General features: G+C 68.5%; 15 protein-coding genes and 1 pseudogene. 12 read left to right on the top strand and 4 right to left on the bottom strand.

Annotation, left to right across the window (positions count from 1 at the left end):
* Position 1: 1 nt before the first annotated feature.
* Positions 2–424, bottom strand: coding sequence for an SRPBCC family protein (locus ON41_RS13700; RefSeq protein ID WP_040747972.1), 423 nt, complete (start codon positions 422–424; stop codon positions 2–4).
* A gap of 123 nt (positions 425–547) precedes the next feature.
* Between ON41_RS13700 and steA the strand changes: the two genes are divergently transcribed.
* Together steA and ON41_RS13710 are read left to right on the top strand one after the other, a co-directional pair.
* On the top strand, positions 548–1,762 hold the full coding sequence (gene steA / locus ON41_RS13705; RefSeq protein WP_040747973.1) for a putative cytokinetic ring protein SteA: 1,215 nt from the start codon (positions 548–550) through the stop codon (positions 1,760–1,762).
* A gap of 10 nt (positions 1,763–1,772) precedes the next feature.
* Positions 1,773–2,693, top strand: a complete 921-nt coding sequence (locus ON41_RS13710) for a copper transporter (RefSeq protein WP_040747974.1) — start codon at positions 1,773–1,775, stop codon at positions 2,691–2,693.
* Positions 2,694–2,748: 55 nt separating this feature from the next.
* Here ON41_RS13710 and ON41_RS13715 read toward each other — a convergent pair whose 3' ends face one another.
* The 3 genes from ON41_RS13715 to ON41_RS42680 are packed head-to-tail and all read right to left on the bottom strand — an operon-like array spanning position 2,749 to position 3,687.
* Positions 2,749–3,222 (bottom strand): NUDIX domain-containing protein, encoded by a 474-nt coding sequence (locus ON41_RS13715; protein WP_040747975.1) that lies wholly within the window; start codon positions 3,220–3,222, stop codon positions 2,749–2,751.
* Complete coding sequence (locus ON41_RS42675) at positions 3,206–3,436, bottom strand: hypothetical protein (protein WP_051161398.1); 231 nt, start codon at positions 3,434–3,436, stop codon at positions 3,206–3,208. Before ON41_RS42675 ends, ON41_RS13715 begins: the two co-directional genes overlap by 17 nt.
* Positions 3,433–3,687, bottom strand: coding sequence for a hypothetical protein (locus ON41_RS42680; RefSeq protein ID WP_218003445.1), 255 nt, complete (start codon positions 3,685–3,687; stop codon positions 3,433–3,435). Before ON41_RS42680 ends, ON41_RS42675 begins: the two co-directional genes overlap by 4 nt.
* Positions 3,688–3,971: 284 nt before the next feature.
* Here ON41_RS42680 and ON41_RS13725 point away from each other — a divergent pair, with 284 nt between their 5' ends.
* From ON41_RS13725 to ON41_RS42685, 10 genes and pseudogenes are all read left to right on the top strand, one after another.
* Positions 3,972–4,577, top strand: a complete 606-nt coding sequence (locus ON41_RS13725; protein ID WP_063709876.1) for a CatB-related O-acetyltransferase — start codon at positions 3,972–3,974, stop codon at positions 4,575–4,577.
* 122 nt (positions 4,578–4,699) lie between these two features.
* The gene (gene pyrG / locus ON41_RS13730; RefSeq protein ID WP_040747977.1) at positions 4,700–6,439 is read left to right on the top strand and encodes a CTP synthase; all 1,740 of its coding nucleotides are present in this window, start codon (positions 4,700–4,702) and stop codon (positions 6,437–6,439) included.
* The gene (locus ON41_RS13735; RefSeq protein ID WP_040747978.1) at positions 6,436–7,092 is read left to right on the top strand and encodes an NUDIX domain-containing protein; all 657 of its coding nucleotides are present in this window, start codon (positions 6,436–6,438) and stop codon (positions 7,090–7,092) included. The genes pyrG and ON41_RS13735 overlap by 4 nt, the downstream gene beginning before the upstream one ends.
* A 189-nt stretch (positions 7,093–7,281) precedes the next feature.
* On the top strand, positions 7,282–7,590 hold the full coding sequence (locus ON41_RS13740; RefSeq protein WP_040747979.1) for a hypothetical protein: 309 nt from the start codon (positions 7,282–7,284) through the stop codon (positions 7,588–7,590).
* 351 nt (positions 7,591–7,941) lie between these two features.
* Entirely contained in the window at positions 7,942–8,868 is a 927-nt protein-coding gene (gene xerD, locus ON41_RS13745; protein ID WP_085995670.1) for a site-specific tyrosine recombinase XerD, read from the top strand.
* Positions 8,869–8,885: 17 nt separating this feature from the next.
* A complete protein-coding gene (locus ON41_RS13750) occupies positions 8,886–10,367 on the top strand; it encodes an acyltransferase domain-containing protein (RefSeq protein ID WP_157185461.1) in 1,482 nt (493 codons plus the stop codon).
* 249 nt (positions 10,368–10,616) lie between these two features.
* Positions 10,617–11,588, top strand: a complete 972-nt coding sequence (locus ON41_RS13755) for a ParA family protein (RefSeq protein ID WP_083905336.1) — start codon at positions 10,617–10,619, stop codon at positions 11,586–11,588.
* The gene (locus ON41_RS13760) at positions 11,585–12,454 is read left to right on the top strand and encodes a segregation and condensation protein A (protein ID WP_051161404.1); all 870 of its coding nucleotides are present in this window, start codon (positions 11,585–11,587) and stop codon (positions 12,452–12,454) included. The genes ON41_RS13755 and ON41_RS13760 overlap by 4 nt, the downstream gene beginning before the upstream one ends.
* Before the next feature lie 257 nt (positions 12,455–12,711).
* Positions 12,712–13,332, top strand: coding sequence for an SMC-Scp complex subunit ScpB (gene scpB / locus ON41_RS13765; RefSeq protein WP_051161407.1), 621 nt, complete (start codon positions 12,712–12,714; stop codon positions 13,330–13,332).
* Between the two features lie 109 nt (positions 13,333–13,441).
* A pseudogene (locus ON41_RS42685) lies at positions 13,442–14,269 on the top strand (hypothetical protein); the annotation flags it as partial.

The following is a 14,269-nucleotide window of genomic DNA, read 5'->3' on the forward strand; positions in this document are numbered from 1 at the left end:
CCTACTTGGCGGCGGCCTTCTTGGCGGCGCTGAGGAAGGGGCTGATGAGGCTCTTCAGGAAGAGTTCGGTGAGTTTGGCGGGGACGGGGACCTTCGGGTCGGAGTCCATGCGGTAGGTGACCAGGGTGCCGCCGGGGGCGTCGGCGAAGGTGATGGTGCCGACGTGGCTGCGGACGGGGGCGCCGGCGACGATCTTGTATTCGATGCGCTCGTCGGGGACCAGTTCGGTGGTCTCCTCGGTGACGCCGACTCCGGCGATGCCGACGTGGTAGCGGGCGCCGACACCGGCCGCGTCGGGGGAGCCGGGCTGCTTGAGCGTGAACTTGACCGGCAGGTAGCCGTTGAGGCTGTCGCGCTCGGCGAACATCTTGTAGACATCCGCGCGCGGTGCGGGGACGACGGTCTCGATGGTGGTGCTGGCCATGCCTTGTCTCTCCTTCGAAGGGTGGGGCTCAGCATATTCGCCCGCATCACAGTGACGAATCCGGTGGCGGAAATCGGCGCGCCTCCACCATGGGTTGAGAGTTCGGCCCCATCATCGGAAGTCATGAAGATGCTGGCGCTGCTGTCGAGAAGCACCGAAACGCTACCCGGTGTATCCGGGATAGCTCGGGTCGACCGCAACACCCGGCGTCTGCTCAAACGAGTCGGACCGGGCGACGTCGTGGTGCTGGACGAGATGGATCTGGATCGGCTCACCGCCGACCGGCTCGTCGAGGCGGGAGTGTCGGCGGTGGTGAACGCCTCGCCGTCGATTTCCGGACGGTATCCGAACCTGGGCCCGGAAGTGCTGGTGGCCAACGGAATTCTGCTGCTGGACGCCGTGTCGACCGATATCTTCACCAAGATCAAGGACGGCGTCAAGGTCCGGGTCGACGAGGGCGTTGTCTATGCCGACCGGATGACCAAGAAGGTCCCGGAGGCGCTGGTGGAGGGCCTCGAACTCACCGACGCGGCGATCGCCGAGCGGATGATCTCGGCCCGCAACGGCCTGGCCGACCATCTGGAGGCGTTCGCGGGCAATACGATCGAGTTCATCCGCTCCGAGAGCGCCCTGCTGATCGATGGCCTGGGCGTCCCGGAACTGCAACTGTCGATGAGCAAGCGGCATGTGGTCGTGGTCGCCGACGGTCCCGATCATCGCGACGACCTCAAATCGCTCAAGCCGTTCATCAAGGAGTACGCGCCGATCCTGGTCGGCGTGGGTCGCGGGGCCGATACGCTGACGCGCTGCGGATACCGGCCCGATCTGATCGTCGGCGATCCGGAGGAGATCACCGCGACCACTCTGAAGTCCGGGGCCGAGGTCATCCTGCCTGCCGATACCGATGGGCATGCCAAGGGTCTCGAGCGCATCCAGGATCTCGGTATCGGCGCCACCACCTTCCCGTCGTCCGGGTCGGCGACGGATCTGGCGCTGCTGCTGGCCGACCATCACAACGCCTCGCTGATCGTGACCTGCGGTGCGGCGGCCTCGCTGGACGACTTCTTCGATCGCAGCCGACGCGAATCGAATCCGGCGACGTTCCTGACCCGGCTCAAGACCGGATCGAAGCTGATGGACGCCAAGGCCGTCGCGACCCTGTACCGGCACCGCACGTCGGGCTGGGCGGCCGCGCTGGTGGTGCTGGCCGCGCTCGTGGCGCTGATCGTGGCGCTGCTGGCCTCGCAGCACGCGGGCGGCGAGGTGTTCGACTGGGTGCGCGACACCTGGCAGCACGGCGAGGCCTGGGCACGGGACTTAATGGCGAGAAAACGATAGAGGGGGACACGTGATTTCGCTCCGTCAGCATGCCGTTTCGATCGCGGCGATCTTCCTGGCCCTCGCGATCGGGCTGGTGCTGGGCGCGCAGACCTTCTGCGGGGGCCCGCTGCACGCGCAGCGCGACGACGGGCGCACCGGCGAGCTGACGTCGGAGAACGGCAAGCTGACCGATCAGCTGAACGCCGCGGACGCGTTCATCGCGCGATCGTCGGGACAATTACTCGGCGGCACTCTGGCAGACCGGACGGTGCTGGTGTTCACCACCCCCGACGCCGACGAGGCGGATACCGAGGCCGCCACCAAGGCATTGACCACGGCCGGTGCGGTGGTCACCGGAAAGATCGCATTGGCGGCCCCGTTCGCGGATTCCGCGCAGGGCGACCGGCTGCGCACGGCCGTCACGAACATGATTCCGGCCGGCGCCCAGTTGCAGACCGGCGCCGTCGACCAGGGCAGCCTGGCCGGCGACCTCTTGGGCCTGGCGATGCTCACCGACCCCGCCACCGGCCAGCCGCGCGCCACCGATCAGGAGCGCTCCCTGATCCTGGACACCCTGCGCGACGGCGGCTTCCTGACCGCCGACGCCCACCCCGCCCAACTGGCCGTCGTGGTGACGGGCGACGGTGCCCACGCCGAGGAGAACAACCAGGGCTCGATCATCGCCCGTTTCGCCGGCGGCCTCAAAGCACACAGCGCCGCGGTCGTCCTGGCAGGCCGCGCCGGCGCCGCCGAGGGCGCGGGCCCCATCGCGGTAGTCCGCGGCGACTCCCAACTCGGTTCCGCCGTAACCACCGTTGACAACGTCGATCACGAAATCGGCCGCGTGACAACAGCTCTCGGCCTCAGCGAGCAACTCGGCGGCGTCACAGGCCGATACGGCACCGGCACCAAGGCCAACTCCCTCACCGTCGCCGCCTCACCTCGCTGAGGGAAGTACTCCGACCTGCGGATTCGCTTGTTTCTTCGATGGCAGCGAAACGGATCTACCCGAGATAAGGCTGGTCCCGCCTTTCGGCATGGTGACGCAGCCGGAGCCGGATGGTTTCGTGAACAGGGAGGTCCGAGAGTTCGTCGGGACGGACGAACCGAACCTCCGTGCTTTCGTCGCTGATCGCGAGCTGTCCGCCACAGACCCGGCCGAGGTACGTGACGTTGAATTCTCGCCTCACCTCGCCGTCCGCATACTCGATGACATGCGCGGGATCGGTGTAGATACCGAGAAGACCCGTGATCTCGATATCCAATCCGGATTCTTCTTTGGTCTCCCGGACGACACACTGCTCGAGAGTTTCCCCCACCTCCATGACCCCACCCGGAAGCGCCCAATTCCCCGAGTCCCGCCGCCGCTGCATCAGAATCGCCCCCTGACCGTCGACCACCAATGCGGACCCACCCGGAACCAGGCTGTTCGCCTTCGGCGCAGTCGGATCACGGTAGTAGTCACGCCGTGCGCTCAACCGAACCAACTCCTTGCGAGTAGAGAGTGACCGTTTCCCAGACCTGCTCGGTCTGATCGGCGTACGACTCGAAGATGCCGTGCTGGGACAGCCGCCGCAGATGTAGTGCCGGATGCTGATAGCCGCGGGCGCGCACGAGGTAGGGAGTGACGATCATCTGATCGTCGAACCGAAATACCGCGTTGTACAGGTGAGTGGTGTGCAGCCCGATCATGCACCCGGGATGCCGACCAGCGGGCCGAGCATGCTGAGCGCATTACGAATCCGACCCGGCAGCGTTCCGTGCATCTGTTCGAGAGCGTCGCGCTCGGTGACGTGGTCGGAATCCGGGTCGGCGAATGCGAGACGAACCTGGGCGCCGCTCCGGCACTTCGAGGCGATGAAATCGGCGGCGTTCGGCAGCAATTCGAAGACGAACGGATAGGCGTACCCGATGATGTCTACCCGCTCCACGGCATCGTTCAACAGCGAAATCCACAGGTCGTTGGGAATGTCCGCCCTGTGGGCGTAGGCGTTCAGTACTTCCGCCGTCGCGGGCGACCCGGACCCGAAGGATCGGACGGTCGAGTCGATTCGGAAGCGCGTCGAGCAGGAGAGTGCGGACGGTTGAACTCGGCTCTGGTTCCGGCGGTGGGGCGGCGCGGGTATTCGATTGTGTCGCGCTCTGGTGGTTTGCCATGATGGACGGCCGCCGACGAGAGTGAGCCGCTGTGCCTCCTGTGCCTGCCGATCCGACCGTGTTGCATCCGATGCCCGGGCAGGAGCGGGTGGTGTTGTTGAAGCCGTTGGTCACCTCGCCGTTGATCGAGGTGGGGGAGTTCTCGTATTACGACGATCCGGATGATCCGACCGCGTTCGAGACGCGCAATGTGCTGTATCACTACGGGCCGGAGAAATTGGTCATCGGGAAGTATTGCGCGCTGGGGGAGGGGGTGCGGTTCATCATGAACGGGGCCAATCATCGGATGGATGGGCCCTCGACGTTTCCGTTCCCGATCATGGGAGGTTCGTGGGGCGAGCATTTCGATCTCATCCAGGGGCTGCCGGGGCGGGGAGACACGGTGGTCGGGAACGATGTGTGGCTCGGGTTCGGGGTGCTCGTGATGCCGGGGGTGCGGATCGGGCACGGGGCGATCGTGGCGTCGGGGTCGGTCGTGGTGGACGACATTCCCGACTACGCCATCGCGGGCGGCAATCCGGCTCGGGTGATCCGGCGGCGGTACGACGACGCCGATATCGAGCGGCTGCTGGCCATCGCGTGGTGGGACTGGTCGCTCGACCGTGTCACGGCACACATCCGGACCATCATGTCGGGGAGCGTCGACGAACTCGCCGCGGCGGCCCCGACCGGCTGATCCGGGACTGATGTGCCGGCAGCGCCGGATGAGACGGATGTGACACCGAAAGTCCAGCCATCATGTGGCTACCTCGCGTGGCGTTCGATTCGCAACGGAATTTCGTGTTAGCGTGAAGTCCCGTGGGTCAATCACGGATTCCGGCGCTCTCTCCGCATCAGACGGCTACCAAGCTCATCTTCGTGAGCGGCGGTGTCGCGTCCTCGCTGGGGAAGGGACTTACCGCCTCCAGCCTCGGGCAGCTGCTCACCGCGCGAGGTTTGCGCGTGACGATGCAGAAGCTCGATCCCTACCTGAACGTCGATCCCGGCACCATGAACCCCTTCCAGCACGGTGAGGTGTTCGTGACCGAGGACGGCGCCGAGACCGACCTCGACGTCGGCCACTACGAGCGCTTCCTCGACCGGAACCTCTCCGGCGACTCGAATGTCACCACCGGCCAGGTGTATTCGACGGTGATCGCCAAGGAACGCCGGGGCGAATACCTCGGCGACACCGTCCAGGTGATCCCGCACATCACCGACGAGCTCAAGAACCGGATCCTCGCCACCGTCGGCCCGGACCTCTACGGCCACGTCCCGGACGTGGTGATCACCGAGATCGGCGGCACCGTCGGCGATATCGAATCGCAGCCGTTCCTCGAGGCGGCCCGGCAGATCCGGCACGAGGTGGGCCGCGAGAACGTCTTCTTCCTGCACGTCACGCTGGTGCCGTACCTGGCGCCCTCGGGCGAGCTGAAGACCAAGCCGACCCAGCATTCCGTTGCCGCGCTACGCAATATCGGTATCCAGCCCGACGCGCTGATCCTGCGCTGCGACCGGGACGTGCCCCAGCCGCTGAAGAACAAGATCGCGCTGATGTGCGACGTCGACGTCGACGCCTGCATCTCCACCCCCGACGCGCCGTCGATCTACGACATCCCGCGCGTCCTGCACCGCGAGGGCCTGGACGCCTACGTGGTGCGCAAGCTGGGCCTGCCGTTCCGCGACGTGGACTGGACGGTGTGGGGCGACCTGCTCGATCGGGTGCACAACCCGCGCGAGGAGGTGACCGTCGCACTGGTGGGCAAATACGTCGACCTGCCCGACGCGTACCTGTCGGTGACCGAGGCGCTGCGCGCGGGTGGATTCGCCGCCAAGGCCAAGGTCAATATCCGCTGGGTGCAGTCCGACGAGTGCGAGACCCCGGCGGGCGCCCAGCAGCATCTGCACGACGCCGACGCGGTCCTCATCCCGGGCGGATTCGGTATCCGCGGCATCGAGGGCAAGGTCGGCGCCATTCGCTACGCCCGCACCCGCGGCATCCCGCTGCTGGGCCTGTGCCTGGGATTGCAGTGCGTGGTGATCGAGGCGGCCCGGTCGGTCGGCATCACGGACGCGAACTCGGCCGAATTCGAGCCCGATACCGAACATCCGGTGATCTCGACCATGGCCGACCAGAAGCAGGCCGTGGCCGGCGAGGCCGACCTGGGCGGCACCATGCGGCTCGGCGCCTACCCGGCGGTGCTGGACGAGGATTCCGTGGTCGCGCGCGCCTACGGCGCCACCGAGGTGTCCGAGCGGCACCGGCACCGCTACGAGGTCAACAACGCCTACCGCGACAAGATCGCCCAGAGCGGCCTGCGGTTCAGCGGCACCTCCCCGGACGGGCGCCTGGTGGAATTCGTCGAACTGCCCACCGACGTGCACCCGTACTTCGTCGCCACCCAGGCGCATCCGGAGCTGAAGAGCCGGCCCACCCGGCCGCATCCGCTGTTCGCCGGTCTGGTCAACGCGGCGCTGAAATACAAGGCGGCCGAACGGCTTCCGGTCGATATCGAGGGTGAGATCACCGTCGGTGAAGAGGAGCGGGTCGCCCGGTGACCAACGCTCCCGGCAGTCACGATTTCGAGACCGTCTCCAGCAGCGTCGTGTACTCGGGCGCGATCCTGGCGCTGCGGCTGGACCAGGTGGCCATGCCCGGCGGGCGGGTCGTCGAGCGCGAGGTGATCGAGCATCACGGCGCGGTCGCCGTCGCGGCGCTCGACGACGACGGCAACGTCATCCTGATCGACCAGTACCGCCACCCCCTCGGCCGCCGGCTGCTCGAACTGCCCGCGGGCCTGCTCGACCAGTACGGCGAGGATCCGCTGCAGGCCGCCCGGCGCGAACTGGCCGAGGAGACCGGGCTCGCCGCGCGGGAGTGGTCGGTGCTGGTGGACGTCGCGCTGTCGCCCGGGTTCACGGACGAATCGTTGCGCATCTACCTGGCCACCGGCCTGTACGAAACCGACCGTCCCGAACCGGAATTCGAGGAGGCGGACCTGCGGATCGTGCGTATGTCGCTGGACGACGCGGTGCGCGCCGCCCTCTCCGGCGAGATCGTCAACGCGACGGCGGTGGCCGGTGTGCTGGCGCTGTCCACGGCGCGCGCCCGCGAGATCCCGACGCGTCCCGCCGACGCCCCCTGGCCGGGTATGCCGACCGCGTTCCTCGAGCGCAAGGAGCGTGAACGGGCGGCGGGTGACGCCGGGTAACGAAACCGGGTGGTGCCCCGGGGTGTGGCCAAACAGCATGCGACTCATGCATTCCGAATCCCACACATCCCGAGTTGCCGACGGGTTCCTGGCGCCGCGCGGCTCTGGTATGCATGAGGGTATGCGCAAGGCGAGCCCGGTGACGGCCATCCTGGATCTCCGGGCACCCGCGCGGGCGCGCGGGGCCGTATGAGGCGCGGTGAGGTCTGGCGGTACGCACCGGTCCTGCCCGATGGCACACCGGCGCCACGACGCACCACCGTGGTGGTGGTCTCCGATCCCGCGGTGATCACCTCGCCCTACCGCTGGCTGCACGTCGTGCCCTTCGCCGCCGACGACCCCGGCCATGTACTGACCATCCACACCTGCCACGGTTGGGCCGACGCCCTCGAGTTCCACCGCGTCTACCGAGTCTGGCTGGCCGAACTGGCCGGGGAGCTGAGCGCGGAGGAGATGGACGCGCTGGACACCCGACTACGGGCCGCCCTCAGCCTGTGAACCGCGCCGAACCCGTGCCCTGCCGCTGATCTCGTGCCCTGCTGCTGTTGTCGTGCCCTGCGCTGTTGTGGTGCCCTGCGCTGTTGTGGTGCCCGCGGCTGTTGTCGTGCCCTGCGCTGTTGTGGTGCCTGCGGCTGATGTCGTGCCCTGCTGCTGTTGTCGTGCCCGCGGCTGATGTCGTGCTCTGCGCTGCGTGCCCCGCCCTGTGGGGGTGGTCGCGTGTTTCGCTCTGCGGATTGCGGGGTGTGGCTGCCATGATGTGACCCGTGAATGTCGTGAGGTGGACCGGGAGGCCGAGCGCGCGGGGCGCGACACGGTCCCGGTGCGCGGCGCGGCGGTAGGGAGCGGCGGGTGTTGCAGCGGCAGATCGAGGCGTATCTCGACCATCTGACGGTCGAGCGCGGAGCGGCGCGCAACACCTTCAGTGCCTATCGGCGCGATCTGGAACGCTACCGGGAATTCCTGGCGCAGCGCGGGATCGAGGGACTGGACCGGGTCGCCGAGGGCGACATCGCCGATTTCGTGGTGTCCCTGCGCGCCGGGGGCGACGGCTATCCGCCGCTGGCCGCCAGCTCGGCCGCCCGGGGACTGGTCGCGGTGCGCGGGCTGCACCGGTTCGCCGCGGCGGAGGGCATCACCGCGGGCGATGTCGCGCACGCGGTGAAACCGCCCACTCCGGCCCGGCGACTACCCAAAGCGCTTCCCTACGAACAGATTTCGCGACTGCTGGAGGCGGCCGGCGGCACCGGGCAGGCCGACGGCGGCCCGCGCGGGCTGCGCGATCGCGCACTGCTCGAACTGCTGTACTCCACCGGCGCGCGCATCTCCGAGGTGGTCGGGCTCGACGTCGACGACATCGACGCCGAGGAGCGGGCGGTGGTGCTGCACGGCAAGGGCGGTAAACAGCGCATGGTCCCGATCGGCCGCCCGGCGCTGACGGCGCTGGACGCCTATCTCGTGCGCGGCCGACCCGCACTGTCGTTGCGCGGCAAGGGAAATCCCGCGCTGTTCCGCAATGCCCGGGGCGGCCGCCTGTCGCGGCAGAGCGCCTGGCAGGTGTTGCAGGACGCCGCCGAGCGCGCGGGAATCGGCGCGGCGGTCTCGCCGCACACGCTGCGGCACTCGTTCGCGACCCATCTGCTCGACGGCGGCGCCGATGTGCGGGTGGTGCAGGAACTGCTCGGCCACGCCTCGGTCACCACCACCCAGATCTACACACTGGTGACCGTGAACACATTGCACGAGGTGTGGGCGACCGCACACCCCCGAGCGCGGTAGGCGGCCGGATCCAGCGGGTGGCTATTGTCGTCTCGGACGAGCAGTGCCGCGGATCAGGAGGCCGAACAATTTCCAGCTACAGGCTGCCGGACGGGCGGATTCCCGTCGTCCTGTCCGCCGAGACCCCCGACCTGCTGGTGCGCGAGGCGTCCGCGGTGCGCGAATATCTCGACGGACATCCCACGACCGGTGTCGACCAGATCGCGACGGCCCTGCTCCGCACCCGCACCGTGCGCTCCTACCGCGCCCTCGCGATGGTCTCCGGACCCGAGGACCTGCGGCGGGCGCTGGACGCGATGGTGTCCGGCGAACCGGATCCGGCGCTGGTGCGCGGCGAACGGCCGGCCACCGCGGAGCGCGTCGGCTTCGTCTTTCCGGGGCAGGGCAGCCAGCGGCCGGGAATGGGCAAACTCTTCTACGACCGCTCGGCGGCCTATCGGGCGCGGATCGACGAATGCGCCGTCATCCTGGGCGACGAGTGCGCGGCGCCCGAACCGCTGCACTACCTGCTGGTGGACGACGATCAGTACACCGACGAGATCGGTGTGCTCCAGCCCGCGCTGTTCATGCACACGCTGGGGTTGGCCGCCATGTGGCTCGCGGCGGGCGTCGAACCGGCCGTGACGATCGGGCACAGCCAGGGCGAACTGGCGGCCGCCGCGATCTGCGGGATGTCGACGGTCCGCGACGCGCTGGTGGCGACGAAGGTCCGCGCCGATCTCATCGCCGCGAACGCGCCGCGCGGGTACACCATGGCCGTGCTCGGCGTGGACTTCGACGAATGCGAGGCGCTCATCGCCCGCCACGTCGGCTGGCTGAAGTTGTCGGTGGTCAACTCGCCGCACATCGTGGCGATCTCCGGCGAGCGGCCCGCGGTCCTCGAGATCATCGAGTCGGTCCGTGAGAGCGGACGATTCGCCCGGGAGATCCGCGTCGACTATCCGGCGCACACCGATCTGGTCGCCCCGTTCCGGCGCCTCGCCGCCGAGGGCGTCCGCGCGCATCTCTACGAGCACACGTTCGCCGAATCGGAGATCCCGCTGTTCGCCGCGACCATCGGCGGCCGCGTCCCGCAGGGCCTGCCGCAGGCCGAATTCTGGTTCCTGAACCTGCGCAACCGGGTCCGTTTCGACCGGGCCACCATGGCCGCGGCCACCAGTGCCGACACCTTTATCGAATTGGCCGACAACCCGATGCTCGCGCTGGCCGTGCAGGAGAACCTGTTCACGGCCCGGTCGCGGGATCCGGAGTCGAACACCGACTTCCGGCTGCTCACCACCTCCCGCCGCGACGCGGAGGATCTGGGCGAATTCACCCGCAACCTGGCGGCCCTCGCGGTCACCGACCTGCGCTTCCGGTGGGATCTGCTCACGGACGAGGCCGCGGGCAAGGCCGATCCCGCCGTGCCGCACGGATTCCCGATCCGGGCGGTCGCGCCGGCGGCCGAGATCGACGACGACATCGCGGACTGGGTCGTCACCCCCGAGGTCTCGCCCTGATCGTGTCCCGGAATCGGCCGGGGGCCGCCCGGTCTCGCGGTTACTGTTGACGGCGGTACGGCACTCACGGGTCGGGTCCGACGTCCTGGCGTGTCCGCGGTCATGTTCACAGAGCGTGTCCGAGCGCGGGTCTTGCGCTCCGAGGCGGTAGCGTCTATGGGGGTCCTGATGCGACCCTGGGTGGCGTGGGATGGGACTTCCCGCACCGTCCGGGAGGGCGTCGGGCAGAAAATTGAAGGAGCAGCGGATATGACGACAGCCGACGCGGCCGAGCCGCCGATCAGCGCTGCGGCAGAACCGCTTTCACAGACCCGGCCGGGTACGCGGATAGAGCAGGCGGCCCAAACACTATGGGAGGCGAACGACATCGTGGCGGACGGCACGGAACTGGGACCGACCGGACGCCCCCTGCGTGAGATTCCGGAACCCCCGCCGGTGACCGGCGAGGGCGATGCCCTGATCGTCGCCATGTGCAATCAGAAGGGCGGCGTCGGCAAGACGACCTCCACCATCAATCTCGGCGCAGCCCTCGCCGAATACGGGCGCCGCGTGCTGCTGGTCGACCTGGATCCGCAGGGCGCCTTATCGGCCGGTCTCGGCGTCGCCCATCACGACCTCGACCTCACCGTGCACAACCTGCTCGTCGGCGGCCGCGCGACCGCGAGCGATGTGCTGATGAAGACCAAGGTCGACAACATGGACCTGCTGCCCAGCAATATCGACCTGTCGGCGGCGGAGATACAGCTGGTCAACGAGGTCGGCCGGGAGCAGACGCTGGGCCGCGCGCTCGCCTCCCTGAAGGGGAGCTACGACTACATCCTCATCGACTGCCAGCCGTCGCTGGGCCTGCTCACCGTCAACGCGCTGGCCTGCGCGGACGGCGTGATAATCCCCATGGAGTGCGAATACTTCTCGCTGCGCGGGCTGGCGCTGCTCACCGACACCGTGGAGAAGGTGCGGGACCGGTTGAATCCGCGGCTGAGCCTGTCCGGCATCGTGGTCACCATGTTCGACGCGCGATTGTTGCACTCGCGGCAGGTGATGTCCCGGGTGGTGGAGGTGTTCGGGGATCTGGTGTACTACACCGTGATCAATCGGACGGTCCGGTTCCCGGATGCCAGCGTCGCCGGTGAGCCGATCACCACCTGGGCGCCGAAATCCGGTGGCGCGGAAGCGTATCGGGCTATGGCACGGGAAGTCATCTACCGGTCGGGCCGGTGACCGCGACGACCGACGAGATTGCCGCACCGGACAATTCGGACAGATCGACCGGATTTCACCTGCGGCTGAGTAATTTCGAGGGACCGTTCGACCTGCTGCTGCAGTTGATCAGTCAACGCCGGCTGGATGTGACCGAGGTGGCGTTGCACCAGGTCACCGACGAATTCATCGCGTATACCAAGGTGCTGACCGCGAGCCTGGACGCCGATCCCACGCTGCGCGCGGACAAGATTCTCGACCAGACCACCGAATTCCTGGTGGTGGCCGCCACGCTGCTGGATCTGAAGGCGGCGCGGTTGCTGCCGTCCGGTGAGGTCACCGACGAGGACGATCTCGAACTGCTGGAGGCTCGCGACCTGTTGTTCGCGCGGCTGCTGCAGTATCGGGCGTTCAAGCAGGTCGCGGAGCTGCTCGGCGAGTTGGAGCAGGCGGCGCTGCGCCGGTATCCGCGGGCGGTCTCGCTCGAGGAGCGGTTTCTGGACCTGCTGCCGGAGGTTACCCTGGGAGTCGACGCCGCCGGCTTCGCGGAGGTCGCCGCGGCGGCGTTCCGGCCGCGGCCGGTGCCGAAGGTGGGGCTGGACCATCTGCACTCCCACGCCATCTCCGTCGCCGAACAGGCCGCGTTCGTGCTGGAGATGCTGAAGAACCGCGGGGCGGGCGAGTGGACGACGTTCCGCGAGCTGTGTGCCGATTGCGACGTTCCGGTCCAGATCGTCGCCCGGTTCCTGGCCCTGCTGGAGCTGTATCGGGGCAAGACGATCGAATTCGACCAGCCCGACCCGCTGGGCCCGCTGGCGGTCAGCTGGCTCGGCGAGCTGGAGGACCAGCCACCCCAGGTGATCACAATCGACGAGGATTACGGATGACGAAGGCCGACACCGAGGGCATCGACCCCGACGGCGGCGAGGCCGACAAGCCGGAAGGCAAACAGTCCGCCACCGATATCGTGGCGGAACTCGTCGCGGCCGCTCGGGGTGGTATTGCCGACACCGGAGCGGCCGAGGGCGATCACACGGAGGGGCCTACCGGCGAGGCTGTCGAAGGGGATGCCGACGCCGCGGCCGATGCGGGGGAGCCCGGCGACGATGCCGAGGACGCCGACGAGCAATATCCGGCGAAACCGCTGGACGACGACGAATTCCGGTCGGCGCTGGAGGCCATGCTGCTGATCGTCGACGCTCCCGCGCCGGTCGACCTGCTGGCCTCGGCGGTGGGAGACAGCACGCGGCGGGTCGAGGAGACGCTGCGGGAGATGTCGGCGGAGCTGACGGCGCGGGGGAGCGGGATCGACCTGCGTTTCGTCGGTGACGGGTGGCGGTTCTACACGCGGACCGACTACGCGCCCTATGTCGAGCGCATGCTGCTCGACGGGGCGCGCTCCAAGCTGACCAGGGCCGCTTTGGAAACTCTGGCGGTGATCGCCTATCGTCAACCGGTTACGCGAGCACGGGTCAGCGCCGTGCGTGGAGTGAACGTCGACGGTGTCATCCGCACCCTGGTGGCGCGCGGGCTCATCGCCGAGACCGGGAACGATCCGGAGACCAACGGCACCCTGTACGTCACGACCGAGCTGTTCCTCGAACGGATCGGTCTCGCGTCGCTGACGGAACTGCCGTCGCTGGCGCCCCTGCTACCGGGCGTCGACCTGATCGACGAGATCAACGAGAGCCTGGAGACCGATCCGCGGTACGCCAGGCTGAAGAAACCCGCCGAGGCCGATATCGACCTCGGCTCCGAGGATTGACAGGACACCGTGAACACACCCGCTCGCCGAGATGGCACACCGGATCGTAGAAAACGTAGCGCCGAGCCACCCCGTGGCCGCGCCCCCCGCGAGGGCGGCAAGGGCGGCTATGCGGAAGGCGGCTACGGCGGCCGAGGCTCCGAGGGCCGTGGCGGCTACGGAGGTCGCGGCGGGGACAGCCGCGGTGGAGACAACGGCCGCGGTTCGGACGGTCGCGGCGGTTACGCGGGTCGTGGCGGGGACAGCGGCCGCGGCGGTTACGCCGGGCGTGGTGGGGACAGCGGTCGCGGCGGATACGCGGGTCGTGGCGGGGACAGCGGACGTGGCGGCGAGGGTCGCGGCGGTTACGGCGGACGTGGTGGCGACAGCGGTCGCGGTTCGGACGGGCGCGGCGGCTACGCTGGGCGCGGCAAGGACAGCGGGTACGGCGGACGTGGTTCGGAGAGCCGGGGCCGGGGTGGCTACGGCTCCGACGATCGCGGCGGCTACGGCACGGGACGCGGGCGTCCCGCCCAAGGCGGTCGCGGCGGATTCGATTCCGGCCGTGGCGGTTCCGATAGTGATCGCGGCGGCTACGGTTCCGGGCGCGGTGGTTCCACCGGCTCGCGAAGCGGATTCGGTTCCGGCCGCGGCGGTTCCGACGGCCAGCGTGGCAGCTTCGGGTCCGGCCGCGGCTCCGACCGGCAGGGCGGCGGTTTCGGTTCCAGCCGCGGCGGTTCGGACGGCTCGCGTGGTGGTTACGGTTCGGGCCGTGGTGGTTCGGATGGGCCGCGTGGTGGTTTCGGTTCGGGCCGTGGTGGTTCGGATGGCTCGCGTGGTGGTTTCGGTTCGGGCCGTGGTGGTTCGGATGGCTCGCGTGGTGGTTTCGGTTCGGGCCGTGGTGGTTCGGATGGCTCGCGTGGTGGTTTCGGTTCGGGCCGTGGTGGTTCGGACGGCT

The sequence above is a fragment of the Nocardia transvalensis NBRC 15921 genome (assembly GCF_000308875.1).
GTDB classification, from domain to species: Bacteria; Actinomycetota; Actinomycetes; order Mycobacteriales; family Mycobacteriaceae; genus Nocardia; species Nocardia transvalensis.